This is a genomic window from Pseudooceanicola spongiae, assembly GCF_014899185.1.
GTDB classification, from domain to species: Bacteria; Pseudomonadota; Alphaproteobacteria; order Rhodobacterales; family Rhodobacteraceae; genus Pseudooceanicola; species Pseudooceanicola spongiae.
Genome location: NZ_CP045201.1, coordinates 674,748 through 698,708, shown reverse-complemented (window position 1 = coordinate 698,708; position 23,961 = coordinate 674,748). Strand labels below are relative to the sequence as shown.

At 66.2% G+C, this 23,961-nt stretch carries 13 protein-coding genes and 1 pseudogene; 5 read left to right on the top strand and 9 right to left on the bottom strand.

Annotated features, from left to right (window positions below; translation table 11 throughout):
- Position 1: 1 nt before the first annotated feature.
- The gene (locus F3W81_RS03260; protein ID WP_193082240.1) at positions 2-2,899 is read right to left on the bottom strand and encodes a monovalent cation/H+ antiporter subunit A; all 2,898 of its coding nucleotides are present in this window, start codon (positions 2,897-2,899) and stop codon (positions 2-4) included.
- A gap of 580 nt (positions 2,900-3,479) precedes the next feature.
- Here F3W81_RS03260 and F3W81_RS03255 point away from each other — a divergent pair.
- The 4 genes from F3W81_RS03255 (at position 3,480) to F3W81_RS03240 (ending at position 8,529) form a co-directional block, all read left to right on the top strand.
- Complete coding sequence (locus F3W81_RS03255) at positions 3,480-4,730, top strand: flavin-containing monooxygenase (RefSeq protein WP_193082239.1); 1,251 nt, start codon at positions 3,480-3,482, stop codon at positions 4,728-4,730.
- Positions 4,731-4,796: 66 nt separating this feature from the next.
- Positions 4,797-5,216: a RidA family protein gene (locus F3W81_RS03250; protein ID WP_193082238.1), complete on the top strand. Its 420-nt coding sequence runs from the start codon at positions 4,797-4,799 to the stop codon at positions 5,214-5,216.
- Positions 5,217-5,218: 2 nt separating this feature from the next.
- On the top strand, positions 5,219-5,893 hold the full coding sequence (locus tag F3W81_RS03245; RefSeq protein ID WP_193082237.1) for a DUF1028 domain-containing protein: 675 nt from the start codon (positions 5,219-5,221) through the stop codon (positions 5,891-5,893).
- A 122-nt stretch (positions 5,894-6,015) separates the two neighbouring features.
- On the top strand, positions 6,016-8,529 hold the full coding sequence (locus tag F3W81_RS03240) for a cation:proton antiporter (RefSeq protein WP_193082236.1): 2,514 nt from the start codon (positions 6,016-6,018) through the stop codon (positions 8,527-8,529).
- A 47-nt stretch (positions 8,530-8,576) separates the two neighbouring features.
- Here the strand turns inward: F3W81_RS03240 and F3W81_RS03235 are convergent, their stop codons facing one another.
- From F3W81_RS03235 to F3W81_RS03225, 3 genes are all read right to left on the bottom strand, one after another.
- Positions 8,577-9,608 carry a hypothetical protein gene (locus F3W81_RS03235; RefSeq protein WP_193082235.1) on the bottom strand — a complete coding sequence of 344 codons (1,032 nt, stop codon included), beginning with the start codon at positions 9,606-9,608 and terminating at the stop codon, positions 8,577-8,579.
- Positions 9,609-9,660: 52 nt separating this feature from the next.
- On the bottom strand, positions 9,661-10,218 hold the full coding sequence (locus F3W81_RS03230; RefSeq protein WP_193082234.1) for a transferrin-binding protein-like solute binding protein: 558 nt from the start codon (positions 10,216-10,218) through the stop codon (positions 9,661-9,663).
- Between the two features lie 88 nt (positions 10,219-10,306).
- Positions 10,307-15,766, bottom strand: coding sequence for an Ig-like domain-containing protein (locus tag F3W81_RS03225; RefSeq protein ID WP_193082233.1), 5,460 nt, complete (start codon positions 15,764-15,766; stop codon positions 10,307-10,309).
- 224 nt (positions 15,767-15,990) lie between these two features.
- Between F3W81_RS03225 and F3W81_RS03220 the strand changes: the two genes are divergently transcribed.
- Positions 15,991-16,878, top strand: a complete 888-nt coding sequence (locus tag F3W81_RS03220) for a LysR family transcriptional regulator (protein ID WP_226941831.1) — start codon at positions 15,991-15,993, stop codon at positions 16,876-16,878.
- On the opposite strand, the gene F3W81_RS03215 is transcribed toward F3W81_RS03220, so the two are convergent.
- The 5 genes and pseudogenes from F3W81_RS03215 to F3W81_RS20985 form a co-directional block, all read right to left on the bottom strand.
- Complete coding sequence (locus F3W81_RS03215; protein ID WP_193082232.1) at positions 16,875-18,176, bottom strand: HlyD family type I secretion periplasmic adaptor subunit; 1,302 nt, start codon at positions 18,174-18,176, stop codon at positions 16,875-16,877. The two genes, F3W81_RS03220 and F3W81_RS03215, sit on opposite strands and share 4 nt — an antisense overlap.
- Positions 18,173-19,906: a type I secretion system permease/ATPase gene (locus F3W81_RS03210; protein WP_193082231.1), complete on the bottom strand. Its 1,734-nt coding sequence runs from the start codon at positions 19,904-19,906 to the stop codon at positions 18,173-18,175. Before F3W81_RS03210 ends, F3W81_RS03215 begins: the two co-directional genes overlap by 4 nt.
- Before the next feature lie 179 nt (positions 19,907-20,085).
- Positions 20,086-22,380 (bottom strand): arginine/lysine/ornithine decarboxylase, encoded by a 2,295-nt coding sequence (locus F3W81_RS03205; RefSeq protein ID WP_193082230.1) that lies wholly within the window; start codon positions 22,378-22,380, stop codon positions 20,086-20,088.
- 639 nt (positions 22,381-23,019) lie between these two features.
- Positions 23,020-23,703 (bottom strand): annotated as a pseudogene (locus F3W81_RS20710) (hydantoinase B/oxoprolinase family protein).
- The gene (locus F3W81_RS20985) at positions 23,703-23,900 is read right to left on the bottom strand and encodes a hypothetical protein (protein WP_264298885.1); all 198 of its coding nucleotides are present in this window, start codon (positions 23,898-23,900) and stop codon (positions 23,703-23,705) included. The pseudogene F3W81_RS20710 and the gene F3W81_RS20985 overlap by 1 nt, the downstream one beginning before the upstream one ends.
- Positions 23,901-23,961 lie beyond the last annotated feature (61 nt).

The window sequence follows — 23,961 nt, the reverse complement described above, 5'->3', positions numbered from 1 at the left end:
CTCAGGCCTCCTTTCCGCCGTTTGAACCCAGGGTCGGGTCGTCTATCTTGCCGGTCGCGGCCTCGCTGCGCGACGGGTCGATATCCATCGCGTGATCGCTGACCTTGGCCCGTGCGGGCCGCGCCAGCCGCGAGAAGCTCTCAAGCGACAGCATCACCGCGCCGACCACCGCCAGGAACACGCCAAGGTCAAAGCCCATGGCTGTCGCCAGCTCGAACTTGGCCATCGGCGGGATCCGGAAGTAGCCAAACGCCGAGGTCAGGAAGGGCTGGCCCGCAAACCAGGCGCCGATGCCGGTGAGGCCCGCCACCAGCACACCCGAGCCGATGATCGTGTGATAGGGATAGCGCTGCCGCTCATCCGCCCAGGCAAAGCCCGAGGCCATGTATTGCACCACCACCGCGATCGCCACGATCAGACCGGCGATGAAACCGCCGCCAGGCTCGTTATGGCCACGCAGCAGGATGTAGATGCCGACCATCAGCACCACCGGCAGCATGACGCGGGTGATCACCACCATCAGCAGCGGGTGCGCATCCCCGGCCAGCGGAAACTCCGCTTCGCGCTTGGCGAGAGTGCGGCGCACCGGGCCGTTCAGCAGCGCCTCGGTGATGGCGTAGATGATCAGCGCAGCAATCCCGAGGACGATGATCTCGCCAAAGGTATCAAAGCCCCGGAAGTCGACGAGGATCACGTTGACGACATTGGTGCCGCCGCCGCCCTTATAGGAATTCGCCAGATGGAACTCAGAGATCGAGGAGAACGGGAAATCCCGGATCAGCATGCCATAGACCAGAAGCGAGGTGGAAATCCCCGCCGCCAGCGCAATCACGCCATCGCGGATGCGGCGCGGCCAGCTGCTCTCGACCGGGGTGTAGTCCGGCAGAAAGTTGAGCGCGAGCAGCATCAGGATGATCGTCACCACCTCGACCGACAGCTGGGTCAGGGCAAGGTCCGGCGCGCTGAGATAGTTGAACCCGATCGAGACAACCAGACCGATCACCCCCATGAGCACCAGCGCCAGAAGGCGGTTGCGGTGACAATAGACGAGGAAGCCCGCCGCGCTCACCAGCAGCAGCCAGCCCGCGACGGGCATTGGCGACAGCGGGATCAGCTCATGTGTCGGGACAGAGGTGCCGCCGGAGAACCAGGCATAAGCGCCCACTATCACCGCCGTCACGGTCAGGATCGCAGCGTAGCGGGTCAGCGATCCGTCGTGCAGGGTTTCGGTCAAACGGCGGGCGGCGCTGACACAGCGTGCGATCAGCCCGTCGAAGATGACCTTGGCCTCCGGGCGCGGCGTCGCGTCCCAGACCCGCGCCAGCGGGCGCTGCCCGGCCAGCAGGATCAGACCGCCGACAACCGCGATGCCCGACATATAGAGCGCTGGCGTCAGCCCGTGCCAGATCTTCAGATGGGCATCCGGCAGCGGCGCCGTGCCGCCCAGAACCGCACTTGTGACCAGCCGCACAAAGGGCTCGGCGAGGAAAGGCGCGACGCCGACGACGATCACCAGAACCGTCAGAAAGGCGGGCGGGCCCCACATGCCGAAACCGGGATCATGCGGATGCGCGGGATAATCATGCCGCTCCGGCCCCAGAAAAACGTGGCTGATATAGCGAAATGCATAGGCCGCCGAAAACAGCGCACCAAAGGTCGCCAGCACCGGCATCACCCAAGGATTGCCCCAGAGCGTGGTGTGCACGGCCTGCTCCAGCATCATCTCTTTCGACAGGAAGCCGTTGAACAGGGGAATCCCCGCCATCGACAGCGACGCAATGGCGCTGATCACGAAGGTGACCGGCATCAGCGTGCGCAACCCACCAAGCTTTGGGATGTCGCGGGTATGAGCACCGTGGTCGATGATCCCCGCGCTCATGAACAGTGCCGCCTTGAAGGTGGCGTGGTTGAAGATGTGAAACACCGCCGCCATCGCCGCGTAAGGCGTGCCGATCCCCAGCAGCATCGTGATCAGACCAAGGTGCGACACGGTGGAAAACGCCAGCAGAGCCTTGAGGTCATTCTTGAACAGCGCGATCACCGCGCCCAGCACCATCGTGATCAGACCGGCCGAGGTGACGATCCAGAACCACTCCGGCGTGCCCGACAGCACCGGCCAGAGCCGCGCCATCAGGAAAATCCCCGCCTTCACCATCGTGGCCGAGTGCAGATAGGCCGACACCGGCGTCGGTGCGGCCATGGCATGCGGCAGCCAGAAGTGGAACGGGAACTGCGCCGATTTGGTGAAACAGCCCAGCAGGATCAGCAGCAGCGCCGGCAGATACAGCGGCGAGGCCTGGATCAGCTCTCGGTTCTGCAGGATCGTGCTCAGGTCATAGCTGCCCGCGATCTGACCCAGCAGCAGCATGCCCCCGATCATCGCAAGGCCGCCCATGCCGGTCACGGCCAGTGCCATGCGCGCGCCCTGACGCCCCTCGGGCAGGTGCTTCCAGAAGCCGATCAGCAGGAAGGACGACAGCGAGGTCAGCTCCCAGAACACCAGCAACATCAGGATGTTGTCGCACAACACGATGCCGACCATCGCGCCTTGGAACAGCAGCAGATAGCTGAAGAACTCGCCCATGTTGTCGTCACGCGACAGGTATGCCCCGGCGTAGACGATCACCAGCAGGCCGATGCCTAGGATCAGGCAGGCAAAGAACATCCCCAGCCCGTCCAGAAACAGGTTCACGTTCAGCCCCAGCGACGGCAGCCAGCTGATCTGGGCCGAGATCACCTCGCCCTGCAGCACTGCCGGCAGATGGGTCAGCAGACCAATCAGCGCCGTCGCCGTGACAAGGAAGGTCATGAGGGTACACGTCCGCCGGCCCGCCTGAACCATCAGGCCGGGCAGCAGCGCCCCGAGAAACGGTAATGCGACGATCAGAAATAGGGACATCAGTCTCTGGCCATTATCCTCTCTCTCGATGCCGCCGACGCTGCGCTCGAGACATGCGCCGCACCCCGGTTTCGGGGGCAACGCTCAGTTTACAGTTTGCTAAGTCCCTTGGATAAAGCCCCATGCCGCAGAGGCAAGTCGAGAATGCGCCGCAGCGCGTCTTGCATGGATCGCGCGACCCTCACGCAACTGTGCTGAAACGGGTCGCCACGGGGGCTGGCCCTGCGCCCTGCCCGGGCCTAGAAACGCTTTTAATAAAAGGCAGAACTCCGCTATGCCGGGGTCGGCCTTTCGGGATGCGCGCGCCCTCTGACGCGGCGGGACCCTTTGCGCTGCGCGATGTTCAATTTCTTGTCAGAACGAATTGGCCTGCGCGCCCTTGCACTTTGCCTCTGCAATCCCATGAAACCGCCCGGTTTTGCCGCCCTGCCCGCAATTTGCCCGAAGCAGGCCCTGTGGCATAGCGACAGCGCCCCGCCAGGACGCGGCCCCTTGGCATCACCGCCCGCGCCGTTAGAGTTGCCGCACCACTGCCCTGCCGCCCCCCTTTGCGACCAGCTTCCTGCGAAAGGACCACGCCATGTCAGCCGAAACCACTCAGGCCCTGATCGTCGGCGCCGGACAGGCGGGTCTCGCGATGAGCGAACACCTCAGCGCGCGCGGCATCTCTCATATCGTGCTCGAGCGGGACCGCATCGCCGAGCGCTGGCGCACCGGGCGCTGGGCTTCGCTGGTGGCCAATGGCCCGGCGTGGCACGACCGCTTTCCCGGTATGGACTTCGCCCACACCGGCCCCGACGGGTTCGCCCCCAAGGAACAGGTCGCCGATTATTTTGAGGCCTATGCCGCCCGGATCGCCGCGCCCGTGCGCTGCGGGGTTGAGGTGCGCGCGGTCACGCGCCGCAGCGGCCAGCCGGGATTTCACGCCGAAACCTCCGCCGGGGTGATCGAGGCCGATTATGTCATCGCCGCCACCGGCGCGTTTCAGACCCCGGTGTTTCCACCGCTGATCCCCGACTCCACCGGCATCACGCAGATGCACTCCGCCGCCTATCGCAACCCCGACGCACTGGCGAGCGGCGCGGTTCTGGTGATCGGCGCGGGCTCCTCGGGGGTGCAGATCGCGCAGGAACTGCAGGAGGCCGGGCGCAAGGTCTATCTCAGCGTCGGCGCGCATGACCGCCCGCCCCGGCGCTATCGCGGGCGTGATTTCGTCTGGTGGCTGGGCGTGCTGAACAAATGGGACGCCGAGGCGCGCCCGCGCGATCGCCACACCACCATTGCCGTCAGCGGCGCCAACGGCGGCCAGACCATCGACTTTCGCAAGCTCGCCGCCGCGGGCATGACACTGCTGGGCCGGGCCGAGGGGTTTGCGGAGGGGGCGCTGCAGCTCGCCGCCGATCTGGGCGACAACATCGCGCGCGGCGATGCCTATTATTTGGCGCTGCTGGCCGAGGCGGATGCCTATGCTGCCCGCAACGGGCTGAACCTGCCGCAGGACCTCGACGCCCATATCATCGGCCCGGACCCCGATTGCGTCCGCGATCCCCTGCGCAGTCTGGATCTGGCCGCCGCCGGGATCACCACGGTGATCTGGGCCACCGGCTACAGCGCCGATTACAGCTGGCTCAAGCTCGACGCCTGCGACGCCACCGGGCGCCCGCTGCACCGGCGCGGCATCGCAAGCGAACCGGGGCTCTATTTCCTCGGCCTGCCGTGGCAGACGCGGCGCGGCTCGTCCTTTATCTGGGGCGTCTGGTATGACGCCAAATATATCGCCGACCACATCGCCAAACAGCGCGATTATCGCGCCTACACCCCCACGCCCTGACGCCGCCCCTCCCTGACACCCCCGCCCCCTGACCTGCCCCCAGACATCCTCAAACCGGAGCGCCCCATGGCCCATACCCGTATCCGCCCCTTCAACACGGCCCTGACCTATCCCGAACAGAGCCTCGACAACGATCTCTGTCAGGCGGTGGTGACACGCGGTGGCAGCACCGTCTATATGCGCGGCCAGTGCCCACAGGATCTGGACACCGCCAAAAGCATCGACAGCCACGACCCGGTGGATCAGACCCACAAGGTGATGCAGAACATCCGCCAGCTGATCGAAGAGGCCGGGGGCCGCATGGAGCATCTGGTGAAGGTCGTCGTCTATATCACCGACGTGCGCCACCGAGAGGCCGTCTATCGCACCATGGGCAGCTACATCAAAGGTGTGCACCCGGTGTCGACCGGTCTGGTGGTCAGCGCCCTCGCCCGTCCCGAATGGCTGGTCGAGATTGACGCCACAGCCGTGATCCCGGACGCCTGAGGATGACCTTCTCGCTTGTGGCGCGCTGCGCTGAAACCGGCATGTTCGGCATGGCCATCGCCTCCTCCTCGCCCGCCGTGGCCGCGCGCTGCGCCTTTGCGCGCGCCGGGGTTGGCGCCGTGGCCAGCCAGAATGTCACTGACCCGACGCTGGGCCCGCTGACGCTCGACCTGATGCAATCGGGTCTGAGCGCCGCCGAGGCGATTGCCGAAGTCCAGAAGCGCGGCCGTTTTATCGCCTATCGTCAGGTGCTTGCCGTGGATGTTCTGGGGCAGACCGCGATCCACTCCGGCCCGCAGTCGCTTGGCATCTGGACGCAGGCGCAGGCCGACAACGTCGCCTCGGCGGGCAATCTGCTGGCCAATGACGGCGTGCCGCAGGCCATTCTGGACAGCTTTCTCGCCAACTCCGGCCATATCGGCGACCGCCTGATCGCCGCCCTGCGCGCCGGTCTTGCGGCGGGGGGCGAGGCCGGGCCTGTGCACTCGGCTGGCCTGCTCATCGTCGACCGCGTCAGCTGGCCGGTGGCTGAGCTACGCTGCGACTGGACCCTCGCCTGCCCGATCGAGGCCGTCGCTGCTGCATGGCAGGTCTACGCCCCACAACTGGAGGCCTACGTGCAACGCGCCCTCGACCCGCGCGCCGCGCCCTCCTACGGCGTACCCGGCGACGCCTGAGGCCGCATTCAGCGGAAGTTTGCCTCTCCCGGGCTCGCTTTCGCGCTCCTGCGGCCCCTCAAGGTCAACCTTCTTGCGGCAGGGTAATTCCCCCCCGCAAACTTTCGGGCTATTCAAACCTCATGGACATTATTCTGATCACGGCGGTCATCGCGTCGCTCTTCCTTGTCATCGGCGTGGCCGAACCCCTCGCGGCACGTCTGCGCCTGCCCTACAGCGTTATTCTGGCTGTTCTCGGCATGATGATCGCGGCGGGTGCCACGTTTCTGATACGCACCGATCTGACAGATGCGCTGAACCCGGTCGCCGCGGCGATCACCGGGCTGCCGATCCGGTCCAACGTGTTCCTCTATGTCTTCCTGCCGACGCTGCTGTTTCAGGCAACGCTGGGCATGAACCTGCGCCGCATGCTGGACGACTGGGTGCCGATCCTCGTGCTGGCCGTGGTCGCCGTCGTCGTCGCCACGCTGACGGTGGGCTATGCCCTCGCCTTCGCCTCGGCCCTGCCGCTGGCGGCCTGCCTGCTGATCGGGGCCATCGTCTCGACCACGGACCCCTCAGCCGTGGTCTCGATCTTCCGTTCCATCTCGGCACCGCGTCGTCTGGCGCGCATCATTGAGGGCGAAAGCCTGCTGAACGATGCCGCCGCCATCGCGCTGTTCGGCCTGTTCATGGGCTTCGTGATGCTGGGCGTCCCGGACCCGAGCCTGTCGGACGCGCTCGGCCGCTTTCCCATGCTGATCGCGGGGGGCGCGGCCACCGGCTGGATCACAGCGCGTCTGGCGCTGCGCATCATGTCGGTCTTTGCCCATCACGAACGCGCCCAGATCTCGATCTCGGTGGCGCTGCCCTACCTCGCCTATATCGTCGCCGAACAAAGCGTCGGGGCCTCGGGCGTCATCGCTGTTGTCACCGCGGGCCTGACGATGAACCTTGTCGGCCCGGGCCGCCTGCTGCCACAGGCCTGGACCAACATGAGCGAGGTCTGGGATCTGCTGGCCCACTGGGCCGGGGCGCTGATCTTTATCCTCGCCGCCCTGCTGATCCCGCGCCTGCTGGAAGAGGTCCGCCTGAGCGATGTCGCCCTTGTCGGCGTCGTCATTATGGCCGCCGTCGCCTCGCGCGCCGTGATCCTGTTTGCGCTGATCCCGCTGCTGACCCTGCTGAAGGTCTCGCCCCATATCGAACGCCCCTACCGCGTCGCGATCCTCTGGGGCGGCCTGCGCGGCGCCGTCACGCTGGCGCTGGCCCTTGCCGTCACCGAGAGCTTCCGTGTCCCGGTCGAGGTCAAGCGCGTCGTCGGTATCCTGGCCACCGGCTTTACCCTGTTCACCCTGATCGTGCAGGGGACGACCCTGCGCGCGGTGATCGGGCGTCTCGGGCTCGACCGGCTGTCGCCGCTGGACGAGGCGCTGTCGCGTCAGGTCGTCGCCGTCGCCCTGCAGACCGTGCGCGAAGACGTCGCCCGCACCTCCGAAAATTACGAACTCACGCGCGAGATCGTGCGTTCCGAGGCCAAGCTCTTTGGTGAGCGCCTCGATGGCGCCGTGGACTCCGCCGAAGACAGTGCCGACATTCTGGACCGGGACCGCATCACCCTCGGCCTGATCGCGCTGGCGGGGCATGAACGCGACACCATTCTGGCGCGCATGCGCGAACGCACCATTGCCTCGCGCATGGCCGAACGCGTGCTCTCGGACGCCGACCAGCTGATCGAGGGCGCGCGCTCCGGCGGGCGCTCCGGCTATCAGCGCGCCGCGCGCCGCAGCGTCGCCTATGGGCGCGCCTTTCAGGCCGGGGTTGCCCTGCAACGGCGTCTGCATCTGACCGGCCCGCTGGCCCGTCTGACCGCCGACCGCTTTGAGCTGCTGCTGTCGCAAAAGCTGATCCTGCGCGACCTTGGCACCTTCATCGACGGGCGCATCCGCCGCATCCATGGCCGCCGCGTCGCCGATCTGTTGCACGAACTGCTGTCGCGCCGGGTCGAGATGGTGGAAACCGCGCTCGACGGTCTGCGCCTGCAATACCCCGGCTACGCCGAGGAGCTGGAGCGTCGCTTCATCCGCCGCACCGCCCTGCGGCTGGAGGAGCGCGAATACACCGCCATGCGCGAAGACGGCCTGATCGGCGCCGAAGTCTATACCTCGCTGATGCAGGGCCTCGGCGCGCGCCGCGCCGCCGCCGAACATCGCCCCACCCTCGACATCGCCCTGCAGCGCGCCGAACTGGTGCGCCAGTTCCCGCTGTTCGTAAATTTCGACGATGCCGCGCTCAAGCGGCTGGGGCGCGTGTTGCAGACGCAATACGTCAACCCCGGCAAGATCATCATCCACAAGGACAGCAACGCCCAGAGCGTGCACTTCATCGCCTCCGGTGCCGTCGAAGTCCTGACCGCCGGGCAAAGCTGGCGGCTCGGGCGGGGCGAGATGTTCGGTCAGATGGCGATCCTGACCCGCAAGACCCGCCGCACCGAAGTGCGCGCCATTGCCCCCACCACGCTGCTGGTGCTGGACGAGGAACGCTTCCGCCGCCTGCTGGAACGCAGCCCGGATCTGCAGACCGCCGTGCGCGCCAGCGCCGAAAAGCGCGGCATCGAACCGGATCTGCTGTTCACCGAGGCCGAAAAGAAAGACTGAGTCCTACCGCCCGGCCCCGTCGGATCATCGCCACGACGGGGCCGGCCCTAAAAGCTCATCCCGACATCCACCGAAATCCCCTGCCGGTTCAGCAGCGCCTGACCGGCGGCGACCCGCGTGGCCGTCACCGTCACGTCCAGCCGCCTGTCGGCGCGCCCGCGCCAGGCAAAGCTGCGCTGCAGGCTCAGGCTGGTGGCGATCTCCTGCCGGGGCGTGCCGAGGAAGACCCCGCCACGGCGCTGCTCGGCGCCCAATGACAGCCGCGTCCAGTCCCCCAGAACCCGCGCCAGCACGCCCAGCGTCACCCGCTGGCGCATCACCGCATGATCCGCAACCGGCGCCCCAAGCGCTGCACCAAGATCCAGCCGCACCCCAGCGGGCCCGATCCGCGTCAGCGCGCCACCCGCCTGCCACTGCCCGAACCGCCCACCCGAGGAGACCCGCTGGTGGCGCAGAAACACCCCCGCCTCCGCCAGCGCCTGCGACGCCACAAAGGGGTGCGACAGGCCAAGCTCGACCCCGGTCTGCGCCGACGCGCTCAGCTGCGTGCGCGCGATGGTCCTGTCGATGCAGCCGCGCACTTCGGTCAGCGCACGGCCCATGCGGCGCAGGCAGAGGCGCGCGCTCGCCTCCGATTTCACGCTGTCCTCGGACAGCGCGCGCACCATCCGCCCACGCGCGGCAAGATCCAGCGCCACGCGCCCGCTCAGCCCGAAGGTCGCCTCCGTATCGGCGCGCAGCCCGCCCATCAGGCCAGAGCGCCCCACCAGCGCGGGCGACAGCGCAAAATTCAGCCCGCCCAGCAGCACCGTGCTGTCGGCATATCCCCCGTTGATATTGGGGTCATAGGTCAGCACCGGCGCGACGCCCCAGCGATACTGCATCAGCCCCGGCGCCGCCGCGCCATAGCCCAGACGCTGCAACAGGGCGCGCGCCACCGGACGCGCCTGCGCGCTCAGCCCACCGTCGCTCAGCCCACCGTCACCCAGTACCGCCAGCCGCAGCGCAGGCGCGGCCAGTGCCACCTGTTCGGGCGTCGCAGCAAAAGCCCCGCCGCCAAGCCCCAACCCCAACGCCACAAGCGCGCCCCGGATCGCTCCGGAACGCGCAAACCTCGCACAGCGGCGCGGATCAGCGGTTGGCAATGAACGCGCCGCTGAAATTCGCGCCCGCCCCATCGGTCCCGGCCACGGTGCCAGACACGGCCTGCGCGCTGTCCGTCAGGAACTGCCCCGCGAGCTGAGCATCAATGTCGCGCGCCCCGACCTTGCCCGCCAGATCCCCTGCCAGCGCAGTGCCCGCGATCTGACCGCCGCTCAGCAGCAGCGCGCCAGACACGGCCTCGTTGCCGGCGGTGTGAAAGTTATCCATGCGGCCCGTCATCTTGCCACTGGCGAAATCCGCCGTCAGCGCGACATCCGCCGTCATCTCCGGGGCCGCCAGCAGCGCGGTCATCGCGGTATCACCGCCAAAGGCCGCCGCCCCGGTATAGCTCGCGCTGCCCGTGACGGGCATCGCCGCCAGCGGCGTGGTTGCGGCTGCGCCATAGGTGGCATTCAGCGCGCGCAGCCCGTCCAGCTGCGTCATCTCCACCGGGGTCTCGGGCTGGGCGACGCTGCCGCCGCCCCCGCCACTGCAGGCGGACAGAACGAAGGGGGCAAGCATCAGCGCAAAGGCAAAACGTGTCATGAGAACTACTCTGAGTTACGGCGGTCAACCCGCCAAGTCATTGGAAGATATGAGGAAGGACGCACCGGGCCGGACCCGGTGCGCCAGATCATGCAAAGCGGAAATCATCCGCATCAAGGCCCGCGTGGGTCAGACCGCTCAGCGTCACCGAGGTGCCCGCATCCAGATGCAGCACCACGCTGCCGTCGATCTCGCTCATCGCGGCCGACAGATCGGCAAAGCTCTGCAGCTCGGTGAACGCGCTCAGGTCGATGACGTCACTGCCGTGCTCAAAGTCCAGCACCACGTCGGTGCCGCCAGCCTGCGTGAAGACAAAGGTATCGCCCCCCTCGCCCCCGGTCAGCCAGTCGTCGCCCGCACCGCCGTCAAGACGATCCGCGCCGGCACCGCCAAACAGCATGTCCGAACCGGCCCCACCCGACAGCATGTCGTCGCCAGCACCGCCGAGCAGCATGTCACTGCCCTCACCGCCATCGAGACTGTCATTGCCAAGCCCGCCGAACAGCTGATCATCGCCCGCGCCGCCCAGGATCACATCGTCGCCCCAGCCACCCGAGGCCATGTCATCGCCCTGCCCGGTCTCGACATGGTCATCGCCACGCCCACCGAAGGCCCGGTCCTGCCCGACGCCGCCGATGATCAGCGAGGCCAGATCGGCATCGCCGAACAGCGCGCCGCCGGTGGCCGTCCCTGTGTGCAGACCGCCCTCCGGCGTCACCATGACATCGACGCGCGCTTGGTCCATGCCCCCCCTGCCGTCGCTCACGACATAGGTGAAATGGCCCGACCCGACATACCCCGCCTCGGCCTGAAAGCGGACAGATCCGTCCTCGTTCAGCGTCGCGATGCCACCCGTGCCCGAGGTCACCGACAGGATCGACAGGGCATCGCCATCCGGGTCCGTATCGTTGGCCAGCAGCACACCGGCGGCCAGCGCCAGCACCTCGCCCGCGCCGACAACATAGGCGCCGTCATCGACCGCATCCGGGCTGGCGTTGGTGACAGGCGCCGCCTGCCCCGCCAGCGAGACGACGCGCACATCGTCAAAGCTCAGCCCCGCACTGCCCCAGGAGAACAGCCCGACCGTCCCCGAGGTCGTCGCCCGGCTCTCGATGGCATAGGCAAACAGCGCCACACCGTCGATCGAGGCCTGAATGGCATTGCCCACCACCTCAACCCGCAGCTGGAACGCGGTGTTCTGGCTGTAGCGCGCCGGGATCTGGGTCAGGAACTTCTCGACCCCGTCCTTGACCTCGATCAGCTGGAACAGGCTGGTGCCGGACTGGGCGTCCAGCTCGACCTTATAGTAATTGCCCGCATCCTGATAATGTACCATCAGCCCGAGCGCGCCTGTGTCCGGCGTCTCGATGGTGGCCTCGACAGCATAATCCGTCCAGCTTTTCGCCTCGGGCGCCGACAGAATGGCCGTCGTGCCGCGACGCAGCACATGCGTGCCATCCCCCAGCGGCGACCAGCCCTTGTCCCAGTCGTCCGCCGCATCAGCCGAGGACCACGTCAGCTCGCGGCTGTCGACATCCGACAACTGCACCAGCGCGCCGTCGATGACCTGCCAGTCGCCAAGTGTGCCGCCCTCGCCGACGCCATTGCGCTCACCCTCGTCCACGATGCTCCAGCGATCGCCGAAGCCGGCATCCGAGAAATCGTCCGAGAACAGGATCCGCTCGGCACTGACCGCATCCACCTCAACAGTGTCGCGCGCCACATGGCCTTCGGCGTCGGTCAGCTCCAGCGTCAGCTTCTGCGGGCCGGTGGCCGACAGCGCAATCTCCGCCGTCGCCTCGCTCGACAGCACGGTGCCATCCGCCGCCAGCCAGCGCACGCCGGTGATCGCCGCGCCGCCGTAGCTGTCGGTGGCATCCAGCGTCACGCTCACCTTGCCGTCGCCATCGACGTCCAGCACTTCGACATCCGCGCCGGCATGGGCGCGCAGCCCCAAAGCTCCGACATAGACGTCATCGAACTGCGACGAGGTCTGGAAATCGGAATAGAACCCGACCGTGCCGCCGCTCAGCGGGTCACTGTCGACCACCGTCCCGAACACCGATTGCCCGTCGAGGAAGACCCGGATCTCGCCGTCGCTCACCGCGATTTCCAGCGCCACGTCGCGGCTCCAGGCCATCCCGGCATGGGCGGTTGCCAGCACCGTCTCGACGCCGTCCTTGATCCGCAGCAACTGGCGGGTGTTTTCCGAGGCGTTGAAGGTCACGCGATAGGTGTTCTGGTCGTCCTTGAAGTAGAAGACCGCGCCAATCGTGTCGTCGTCAGTCGAGTGCAGCGTCACCTCGTAGCGGTAATTCTGCCAATGCTGCGCGCCCTCACCGCTGTAGATCAGCGCATTGCCGGGGGTGTTGGAGCTCTCGTAGACCCGGCCCTCGGCGTCGGTCGACACCTCGACCCCGTCGACGCGATCCGCATAGGACCCCTTGACGACAAAGTTGCCATCCCCCGCGTCAGCCGAGCCGACCGACACGGACACCCCGTCGAAATCATCAACAATCGTGTCGCCCGAGAAATCCAGCTGGAAGCTGAGATCCGAGGGCTTTTCGGCCACGATCCCGCCCGCCGTGACGCCGCCAAGCGCGCCGATCTCCTGCGCATCCATCACCTTGTCGGTGAACAGCACGCTTGAGATATAAAGATCGCGGGTCTCGTCCGTCTCGTCCGTGAACAGCATCAGACCCTTGGACAGATCGACATCAAAGCGCCCCGCATCCGTCGTCGTGGTGCCCACCAGCACACCGTCGATATACTTGCTGATGAAGGACGCGCCATTCACCCGCTCAATCGCGAAGGCGATCCGGTGCCATTCATTGGGCGACACGAAGCCCTCATAATCGCCACTGATGCCGATGCCGCCCGCCGAGTTGATGAACAGCTCGCCGTCGGATTTGTTCGTCGTGTCGGCTTGGAACAGCGAGGTCCAGCCCCCCGTCTGCCCCGGCAACAGGATGTCATAGACCAGCGTATAGCTCGAGATGACCGAGCCTTCGGGGAAAGGATTGTCCACCGTCACATGCATCGACTGCGACTTGCTGAGCGCGGGCAGGAAGGTCACGCCAGCGCTGACACCCGCATCCGGGGTATCGGGCAGCTCCGGCACCTCCGGCTCCTCAGGTGTCTCGTCCCCAATCGCCACGCCGAGGTCCACATCCGTGGTCGGCGCGACGACCAGACCGCCCTGCGCCACAAGGCTGCCAGCGCCTGAAACAGAGTTCAGCCCCGCAGCATCGGCGACAAACGCCGTCCCCTCAGCGCCCTCGGGCACCGCGATGCCCCCGGCGCTGGTGCCACCCAGGGCGGCGACCTGCTGCGGGCTCATCACCGCATCTGTCACCATCACGCCCGACACGGCCACCGGCGCGGTCTCGCCGTCATTGTCGGCAAACAGAGCCAGGCCGTTCACCGTATCCAGCGCATAGCGGGCGACATCCCCGCTCAGCGTCTGGCTGCCGACCGCCGCACCATCGACGTATTTGGTGATCGTGACCGCCTCGCCGATATGCTCGTAGGTGATCACCACGCGGTGCCAGGCGTCCATCGACATGGTGCCCGCGTAATCCCCCAGCGTGCCGATCCCGACACCGGAGCCAATCTTGCGCAGGAACATGTCGGCGTCATCGCCATTGCTCAGGTTCGACTGGATCAACCCCATATAGCCCTCGGCCGTCGCCGACGGCACCATCAGATCAAAAGCGATGGAGTAGGAGCGCAGACTGCCCTGCGCCGCCAGACCGGGCTTGAGCAGCAGGCTCTGCGCCGGGCTCGCCGCCGCAACCAGCACCGCATCCACCGCCTGATCGCCGTCCAGCAAAGGCGCGACAGCGGCCACCACGGCCTCGGGCTGTTGCGCCGCCACCGGGGTCGGCGCGCCGGGCAGGCCGACAATCCCGAAGTCTTCCGTCGTGCCATGCTTCAGCTCAACCGCATCGACCGCGACGAATGAACTCCATCCCGCGGCATCACCGTCGTTGAAGTTGTCTACCAGCAGCGTCTCGTCATTGCCCACGACCACCAGCACACTGTCACGCGACTGCGCCCCGGTGCTGTCAGTCACCGTCAGCGTCAGGGAGTGGCGACCGGCCTCCAGCGTCAGCTCAGGCGTCGCGCCTTCGGCCACGATGTTGCCGTCCGCGTCGCGCCAGACATAGCTCAGCCCGTCGTCGTGACCGGGGTTCAGCGCCGCACCTTGCAGCGTCACAACCGTCGCGCCAGTGCCTTCGACGTCAAGATAGAGGTCATTGCCCGCCTTGGCGATCGCATGCAGATCCGGCGTGCCGAGATCCATATGCAGCGTCTCTTCCTGTCCCCGGTACGGCCCCGCCAGATCATCGCGATCCAGCACGTCGCCCCGGTCGTTGCTCAGATAGCGCTCTTCTTCCGCGAAATAGGTCGAGGTATAGACCTGACCGTTTGCCGGATCGATCGTCAGCAGCCGGATCGCACCAGAGCCGCCATTGCCATCGTTGATCTCGGTCGACACACCGTTCTGGTAGTTGACCAGCATCTGATGCACCGGATTGCCGAAGGCATCATAGGACACCAGCGTCTCGGCCCCATCGCCAAAGATATGCCCCGAAAAGGTCATCGTGACGTTGGAATAGGGCTGCACCAGCTCGCGGTACATCGTCTCGCCGTCGTTGGCATTCTCCGGCGCGCTGCCCATGCCATAGTCGTAGCCCGTGCCCTCACCATACAGCGGACGGCCCGTGGCATCATGGCGCCCGGCCCAGTTCATATAGGCATGGGTGGTCAGGATGACACGGTGATCCAGATGCGCCTCGATCACGTCCTTGCCCCAGCGGATGACATCATCCGAGGCGCCGAACTCAAGGCTCAGCACCAGCCATTCGGTGCCGTCGGGCGCGGTGAAGGTATGAAAGTTGTTCGGCGCGCGCTCGGGCGCCATGTCATAGGTGCCGCCGAAGGTGTCGCTGTTGGCCGCCTGCGCCTCGGGCGAGAAATACTGGTCCATATAGCCGGTTTCATGCGCCTGCGCGCCGCCACCGGGGCCCTGATCGTGGTTGCCTGCGGTCAGCGCATAGGGGATCTCGCCATCCAGAATATGCAGGCCCTGACTGATGTTGTCCCACTGGAACTGCTGGTTGGAGTTGGTGATATCGCCGACATGGGTGACAAATTCGATGCCGAGGCTGTCCTTGTGATCGACCAGCCACTGCGCCATTTTCACCATCGTCGGCGCACCCGCCACGTCCGAGTAGTTCTGCGTGTCCGGCAGCACCGCGATGGTAAAGGCGTTCTCGCCCGTCACCCGCACCCGCGTGCTCTCGCTGACGCTATGGCCGCTGCTGTCGGTCGCTGTGATCACAAGGTCGCTGTAGTCCAGCGCGTCGTGATAGTTCAGGCTCAGCACCGCGCCGTCGATGCTGGCGTCCAGCACCGTGCCATTCGATGAGGTGACCGTGTACGTCAGGCCCTCGCCCGCGAAATGTTGCGACAAATCAAAGCTCTGGCTGTCGGTGCCGCGCTTGACAAGAAAATCCAGAAGGGGGGCTGTGAGGCTGGGCATGGTGTCTTCCTGTGTGCATCGAAAAGAACCGGCAGAGGCTTGGCTGCGGGTCCGTACTCCCCCGGTTCTTAGGAACGATAGTTAACAGTTCCTTGACAGACGCCGGGCCGAGCCAATCATTGTCTCAATGGATTGCAGTGGTATTTTCGATGGCAGCGCGTTTTGTCATGCCCCTGTCGCACCGCTGCGGCAGACAGGCCGCCTGACACCACACAGGCTCCGCCATGACCTCCCTCACAGAACTGCGCGCCTTCCACCTTGTCGCCGAAGCGGGCAGTTTCTCGCAGGCCGCGCGCGACAACTCGGTCACGCAATCGACCCTGTCGGCGCAGGTGCGCGGGCTGGAACAATCCGCCGGAGTACGGCTGTTCGAACGCCGCGCCCGCGGCGTCCGCCTGACGGTTGAGGGGGAATCGCTGCACGCCGTGACCGAGCGTATGTTCGAGGCCGAGCGCGAGGCCCAGAACCTGCTGCACGCCGGCATTGCCCTCGCCGGCGGCACTCTGCGCGTCACGGGCGACGGCGCGATCCTGCCCGCGCGCATCCTGTCGCATCTGGCGCGCGACCGCCCCGATCTGCGTTTCAGCCTGACCGTGACCAACTCCTCCGAGGTGCTGGAGGGGTTGTTTGAATACCGCGCCGATGTCGGCATCACCGCCCATGAAACGAAGGACAGCCGCCTGTTCACCCTGCCCTTCGCGCGCAGTGCGCTGGTCGCGATCCTGCCCCTCGGCCACCCGCTCAGCACCCGGCCCGACGTGGCGCTGTCGGATCTGGTGGCCGAGCGTCTGATCCTGCGCGAACGCGGCTCCCAGACCCGCGCGGTGTTCGAGGCCAACCTCGCCGCCGCCGCGCTTGAGCCCGCCGCGGTGCTTGAGGTCGGCCGCCAAGACGCGGTGCGCGAGATGATCGCCCAGGGCTTCGGCCTCGGCATCGGTGCCGCGCTTGAGGCGGGCCACGACAGCCGCCTGATCGAACGCCCGATCCGCGACGCGGCGATCCTGCTCACCGAATACGCCGTCTGCCTGAAAGAGCGCCGCCGCAGCCCCCTCGTGCGCACCTTCTTTCAGGCGACCGAGCGTGAAGACTGGGGCCGCGTCGGCCTCACCTAATCCTCACGCAGCGCCATCTGCATCTGGTCGCGCACCGGTTTCAGAAGATAGCTCAGCATCGTCCGCTCACTGCCCAGCAGAAACACCTCCACCGGCATCCCCGGCTTCAGCACCAGCCCCTGCAGCCCCGCCATATCCGCCGCATCGGGCGTGATCCTCAGCGTGTACCAGCTCGCGCCGGTCTCCGCGTCATGGCTCAGATCGGCGGCCACATGTGTCACGGTTCCAGTGATTTCCGGCGTCTGGCGCTGGTTGAAGGCGCTCAGCCGCAGCCGCGCCGCATCCCCGACGGCCACCTGATCGATATCGGCGGGCGACACCCGCGTCTCGATCATCAGCACACCCGAGGCCGGCACGATCGACATCGCCGTCTGCCCCGCCTGCAACACGCCGCCCCGGGTATGCACCGCCATCTCATGCACCACCCCCGCCACCGGCGCGCGCATCTGCGTCCGCCCCAGCTTGTCCCGCGCCGCGATCTGGCGTTGCACCAGCTCGCCGCGCTCGGCCTCCAGCGTGCGGCTCTCCTCGATCACACCGGTCAGGGTGTCCTGCTCGGCCTGCAGGATCTGCAACCGGATCTCGCTCGCCTCGCCCTCGGTACGCGCGAGATCGGCAATCAGCGACCCCAGCTGCCCCTCCAGATCGGCCGCCTCCCGCTCGACCGAGCGGACCCGCGTGCGCGAGATCAGGCTCTTTTCCAGCAGCTGATGCAGATCCGCCAGCTCCTCGCGCACCAGTTCGCCGGAGCGTTCGGCCGCCGCCTTCTGTGCCCGCAGCCCCTCCGCCTCATTGCCGAGCTGGCCGATGCGTTCGCGCAGCTGCGCAATCTTGGCCTGCGTGCCCGCCAGCCGCCCGTCGCGCAGGATCCGCTCATCCGCCATCGCCTCGCGCGCCATCTCGCCGCGCTGCGCATCTTCGGCCAGCGCCAGCAGCGCCGCCGGAAACACCAGATCGCGCCCGTCACGTTCCGCCAGCAGCCGCGCCCGGCGCGCATCAATCTCGATCAGCCGCGTCTCGATCGTGTCGAGATCGGCGCGCAGCCCCGTGTCATCCAGCAGCAGCACCAGATCGCCCGCCGCCACGCTCTGCCCGTCGCGCACCGGCAGCTGCGCCACCACGCCGCCATCTGGATGCTGGACGTGCTTGATCGCGCCCTCGACATCGACCGTGCCCGCGCCGATCACCGCAGACTGCAGCGGCGCAAAGGCCGACCAACCGAGGAAACCGCCCAGGCCGACAACGCAGACCGTCGCCGCAGACCACGCGAGCCCGCGTGTGGAATAGGAATGTGTCATTGTTGCACCGCCCGTGGATGGGCCACCACCTGCCCCAGAACCTCGTCCTTGGGGCCAAAGCTGCGCATCCGCCCCTGTTCGATCATCAGCACCATGTTCAGCGCCTTCAGCGCGCTCGGCCTGTGCGCGATGCAGATCACGATCTGACCCGCAGCCCGCAGAGCGGCAATTGCCCCCGCCAGCGCCGTGTCGCCCTCGGCGTCCAGATGCGCGTTCGGCTCGTCCATCACGATCAGAAACGGATCGCCGTAGACCGCCCGCGCCAGCGCCAGCCGCTGCCGCTGCCCCGCCGACAGCGTCGTGCCGGTGGCCCCGATGCGACAGTTGTAGCCTTCGGGCAGCGCCAGGATCATCTCGTGCACCCCGGCCAACTGGGCCGCCTTCAGCACCGCCTCCGTGCTCTGCGCCGGATCGAACCCGGCGATATTTTCGGCGATAGTGCCGGGCAGCAGCCGCGTCTCCTGCGGCAGATAGCCGGTGAAGCCGCGCACCCCGTTCTGCCACTGGTCCGGCGTCGCGCCGTCCAACCGGATCGCGCCGTCATTCACCGGCCAGATCCCCAGCAGCCCCCTCAGCAAAGTCGTCTTTCCCGCACCGCTCGGCCCGATCACGCCCAGCCCGTCGCCCGCCGACAGCGCGAAGCTCACCCCCGCCAGCAAGGGCCGCGCGCCGCCCACCGGCACCACCTGCAAATTGCTAACTTGCAAACTTTCCACCGGCGGCGGCAGGTCGATCCCCGCCTGCCCCTTCGGCAGCAGCGCCATCGAAGCGCGCAGCCGCCCCCGCGCCGCCCGCGACGCGCTAAAGCCGCGCCATTGTGCAATCACCTGTTCGATCGGCGCCAGAGCGCGCGACGACAACACCGACGTCGCCATCATCGAGCCCGCCGAAAGCTCTCCCTGAATGACCAGCCAGGCGCCCGCCGCCAGCGTGCCCGACTGCAGCATGAACCGGAACCCCTTGGCCGCCGAGGCCAGCGTCCCCGCACGATCCGCCAGCGCCACCTGCGCGCGCACCATCCCTGCGTGCGCGGTCGCCCAGGTCGCGCCCAGCCGGTCAAATATCCCGAGCGCGCCGAGGGTTTCGGCGTCCTGCATCCCGGTCTCGGCCAGGGCATTGCGCTGCGACATCTTCTCCGAAGCGTTCTGGCCGGCGCGATGGGAAAACCGCTCGGTCAGCAGCGTCAGCACGAACAGCACCGCAGCACCGCCCGCCGCAATCATCCCCAGCACCGGGTGGAACAGGCTGATCGCAATCAGATAAATCGGCGTCCACGGCAGATCGCACAGCGCAATCGGCCCTGCCCCTCCGGCGAACTGGCGCAGGGTATCGAGATCGCGCAGGGGCTGCATCCCGTCGCCGTCGCGCGCCGACATTCTTGCGCGCTGCCCCGCCATGGCAAAGGCCATCGGTGCCAGCGCCGCATCGCTCTGCGCCGCAATCCGCGTTGCGACCCGGCTGCGGATGCCATCCAGCACCGCCTGCAGCCCATAAAGCGCCAGCACCATGCCGAGCAGCACCAGCAGCGTCACGACACTGCGGCTCGACAGCACCCGGTCATAGACCTGCATCATGAAGATCGGGCCGGTCAACATCAGCAGGTTGATCACCCCCGACAGCCCGGCCAGAAACAAAACGCCCGACCGTTGCAGGGCAAAGGGATCGCGCACCGCCCCCCCCGCGCCGCGGCGGGCGGGAGAGGTCAGAGAGACAGAAGTCGGAGAGGTCATTCAGGTCAGTCCGTTCGATGAATCAGACCTGCGCCCTAAGCCTGCCAGACGTAACTGATGTGACAGTTTGCAAAGTTTCTCGCTGCCGTGGCAGATTTCCTGCCCCGCCGTAGGTCGAAACGGCTGGGGCCGGCACGCTTTGCAACGTGCCGGCCCCAGTTTGCAAAGTCACTGCCAGATCAGACGGCGACGCAATCCGCGAAATACTGCATCTCGCCATCCGCGCCCGCTTCATGCACCAGCCCGTGAATATCGGTCTCAAATCCGGGGCATTCCTGCGCGAATTCACGGTTGAAGCGCAGGTAATCGACGATGCGCGCATTGAACACCTCGCCCGGGATCAACAGCGGGATCCCCGGCGGATAAGGTGTGACGAGGCTGGTTGTGATCCGCCCCTCCAGCTCATCGATCGGCACCCGCTGGGTCTTGCGCCGCGCGATATGGGCGAAGGCATCCGAGGGCGTCATCGCCGGATGGTGGTCCGTCAGATAGATCTCGGTCGACAGCCGCGCCACGTCGTACTTGGCATAGAGCTTGTGCACATGCAGGCTCAGATCCTTCAGACCCATGCCCTCATAGCGCGGATGCTTGGCGCAGAACTCCGGCATCACCCGCCAAAGCGGCTGGTTGCGATCGTAGTCGTCCTTGAACTGTTGCAAGGCGGCCAGCAGCGTGTTCCAGCGGCCCTTGGTGATGCCGATGGTGAACAGGATGAAGAAGCTGTAAAGCCCGGTCTTTTCAACGACAACGCCATGCTCGGCGAGGTATTTCGACACGATGGAGGCCGGAATCCCGCTCTCGTCAAAGCGCCCGTCAAGGTCGAGACCCGGCGTGATGATCGTCGCCTTGATCGGGTCCAGCATGTTGAAACCGGGGGCCATGTCGCCAAAGCCGTGCCAGCTCTCGCCGCCGCCCGAGATCGCGCCATCCGCGTTGGTCTTCTGCAACACCCAGTCGCTGGCCTCGCCCATACCGTCTTCGGTATGGTCGAAATCTTCCGGGCCCCAGACCCGGAACCACCAGTCGTCGGCACCGTATTCCTCGTCGACCTTGCCCATGGCGCGGCGGAAATCCAACGCCTCGACGATGCTCTCCTCGACCAGCGCCGTGCCACCCGGAGGCTCCATCATCGCCGCCGCGACATCGCAGCTGGCAATGATCGAATACTGCGGGCTGGTGGAGGTGTGCATCAGATAGCTCTCGTTGAAGAGCGGCCGGTCCAGCTGCACTTCCTCGCTGTCCTGCACCAGAACATGGCTCGCCTGACTGATGCCGGCCAGCAGCTTGTGGACCGATTGCGTCGCATAGGTCATCGACTTTTTGGTGCGACCGCGTTTCAGCCCCATGGCGTGGAACTGGCCATAGAACGGGTGGAAGGCAGCATGCGGCAGCCAGGCTTCGTCAAAGTGCAGGTTGTCGATCCAGCCGTCGAGCATGCCCTTGATGACTTCGGTGTTATAGAGCACGCCGTCATAGGTCGATTGCGTCAGCGTCATGATGCGCGGGCGCACCGTATCCGCGTCGTAATCCTTCAGCAGCGGGTTGGCGCGGATCTTGGCGCGGATCGCCTCCGGCTCGAACTCGGACTTCTGGATCGGGCCGATGATGCCCCACTGGTTGCGCGTCGGGCGCAGGAACACAGGGATCGCGCCGGTCATGATGATGGCGTGCAGGATCGACTTGTGACAGTTGCGGTCCACCACGACGACATCGCCCGGCGCAACCGTGTGGTGCCAGACCATCTTGTTGCTGGTGCTGGTGCCGTTGGTCACGAAAAAGCAATGGTCCGCGTTGAAAATGCGCGCCGCATTGCGCTCGGACGCGCCAATCGCCCCGTTGTGATCCAGCAGCTGGCCCAGCTCCTCGACCGCGTTGCAGACATCCGCGCGCAGCATGTTTTCGCCGTAGAACTGGTGATACATCTGGCCGATGGGGGATTTCAGGAAGGCGACGCCCCCCGAGTGCCCCGGGCAGTGCCAGGAATAGGACCCGTCCTCGGCATATTCCAGCAGCTGCTTGAAGAACGGCGGCTTGATGCCCTCAAGATACACCTTCGCCTCACGGATCAGGTGCTTGGCGACGAACTCCGGCGTGTCCTCGAACATGTGGATGAAGCCGTGCAGCTCGCGCAGGATGCCATTGGGCAGGTGGCGCGAGGTCTTGGTCTCGCCGTGCAGGAAGATCGGCACATCGGCGTTTTTCCAGCGCACTTCGTCGATGAAGGCGCGCAGTTTTTCAACCGCCGGGTCCAGCTCTGGCCCTGCGGTGAATTCTTCGTCGTCGATGGACAGCACGAAGGCCGAGGCCCGGCTTTGTTGCTGGGCGAACTGCGACAGGTCGCCATAGCTGGTGACGCCAAGCACCTCGATGCCTTCGGCCTCGATGGCATCGGCCAGCGCCCGGATGCCAAGCCCCGAGGTGTTCTCGGAGCGGAAGTCTTCGTCGATGATGACGATGGGGAAACGGAATTTCATCGAGCGTCCTTTGCGAGCCGCGTCTTGGTTGTTCGTTCTGTCAGGCATGGGGCCGCCCCGTCAAGCGCATCCCGAGTTTGCACGCCTGATCGGCGGTGGTTGACGCCACGCTACACCACCACCCTCCCGCAAATGTGTAAAACTTTACGCCTCGCCCACCGGATTTCAGCCTGCCCGACGCCGCGCCAGCCCCTGCCTGTCGTCACGTTCACCGCCGCTCGCCTGCGAAACATCGCACCGTTCGGATACCGTTCAGATACCGACGCAATACCGACAGGCCAAATTGCGCCGTTTCGCGCTCTGCGGCCCTAACCCTCCGGCGCGCCCCGCGCTCCGGTCATCTCGGCCGGCGCCCGTTTCGCGCCCTGCACCACGAAGCTCTGATCGGTGCCCAGCACGCACAGATTCGCCCCCTGCTCTGCCCCTTCACCTTCGCGCGCGGGTTGGCCCAGAAACAGCCCTGCCGCGCCGCCGCCATCACACCGCGCGACATCTGCGTCGGATCACACACGGCCGAGATGGCGCGCATTGACGTGCGAGGGGTACTTGGCATTGACCACGCAACCCTCCGGCAATTTCAGGCGGATCGGCGCCAGCGAGCCTGCGTTGATCCCCATCAAAGACGGCGGCGAAGAGCCTTCAAATCGATGAGGATCTCGCCCTTTTCGCCTCGACAGTGACGGCCACCTGCAGGTCGATCACCTGCCCGCCCGGCCCATCAAAGCATGACGCCCCGTGATAGGTCCCGCCCGGCAGCTTGCGCATGGCCTCGCGCGTCATTTTTTCGGATCGGGTGATAATCCCTTGTGAAAGCTCGGAAATATCCTCCAGTTCATAGCGATCGCAAAGCGCGTTCAGCCGGTCCGAGGCGATGATGCCCTACGACACCTGAGCCCCAAGATCGCCCATCAGCGCCTCCGGCGGGGGCACATTGCGGCGGATGATCTGGAACAGCGTCTCGTTCGGCCTGCCCGCCTCATAGAGCTTCATCGTCAGGATCCCGAGGCCCTCCTCATGGATGTCGCGGGCCCCCGATCCGATGCCATAGCCGCCGATATCAGAGTGGTGGATCGTCGATCCGGCATAGGCGATGATGCGATCGCCGCGAAAGATCGGCGACAGGAGGGTGATGTCAAAAAAGTGCCCCAGCGTGCCCGTCACCGCCTGTGCCACCATGTGCGCCTGCTCATCGAACAGAGCATTGGAGAGGTCCCCGGCTTCGCGCACGATGGGGCTGAAGGCGTTGCGTTGCAGGGCGCAGGCCTGTTCGCTGACGATCCCGATCAGGTTGCTCCAGAGGACTTGCAGTTTAACGCCGTCCATCAGTTTGCGTCCCTTTCAGTTGCGACTTTTTCGGCAACCAAGCTGCCGCTTTCTTGGCGGGTCACCTGACAGCCAGAGAGGACAAAAATCGTGGTTTCGCGCTCTTCGACGATCACCGGGCCGGCAATGCGGTCGACACTGGTGATGCTAACGCGCTGCCACACCGGCACCTCCTGCGCCGCGCCCCGGATCTGCACAGGCCGGGTTTGCGTGACACGGGCGCTGTCATCTGGGGCCTGACCGCCGCCGTGACCAGCC

Bases quoted from the DNA above. Each gene is read 5' to 3' on its own strand.
- F3W81_RS03225 (WP_193082233.1), bottom strand. From the start codon at position 15,766: ATGCCCAGCCTCACAGCCCCCCTTCTGGATTTTCTTGTCAAGCGCGGC.
- F3W81_RS03250 (WP_193082238.1), top strand. From the start codon at position 4,797: ATGGCCCATACCCGTATCCGCCCCTTCAACACGGCCCTGACCTATCCC.
- F3W81_RS03215 (WP_193082232.1), bottom strand. From the start codon at position 18,176: ATGACACATTCCTATTCCACACGCGGGCTCGCGTGGTCTGCGGCGACG.
- F3W81_RS03220 (WP_226941831.1), top strand. From the start codon at position 15,991: ATGACCTCCCTCACAGAACTGCGCGCCTTCCACCTTGTCGCCGAAGCG.
- F3W81_RS03260 (WP_193082240.1), bottom strand. From the start codon at position 2,899: ATGTCCCTATTTCTGATCGTCGCATTACCGTTTCTCGGGGCGCTGCTG.
- F3W81_RS03240 (WP_193082236.1), top strand. From the start codon at position 6,016: ATGGACATTATTCTGATCACGGCGGTCATCGCGTCGCTCTTCCTTGTC.
- F3W81_RS03255 (WP_193082239.1), top strand. From the start codon at position 3,480: ATGTCAGCCGAAACCACTCAGGCCCTGATCGTCGGCGCCGGACAGGCG.
- F3W81_RS03230 (WP_193082234.1), bottom strand. From the start codon at position 10,218: ATGACACGTTTTGCCTTTGCGCTGATGCTTGCCCCCTTCGTTCTGTCC.
- F3W81_RS03245 (WP_193082237.1), top strand. From the start codon at position 5,219: ATGACCTTCTCGCTTGTGGCGCGCTGCGCTGAAACCGGCATGTTCGGC.
- F3W81_RS03205 (WP_193082230.1), bottom strand. From the start codon at position 22,380: ATGAAATTCCGTTTCCCCATCGTCATCATCGACGAAGACTTCCGCTCC.
- F3W81_RS03210 (WP_193082231.1), bottom strand. From the start codon at position 19,906: ATGACCTCTCCGACTTCTGTCTCTCTGACCTCTCCCGCCCGCCGCGGC.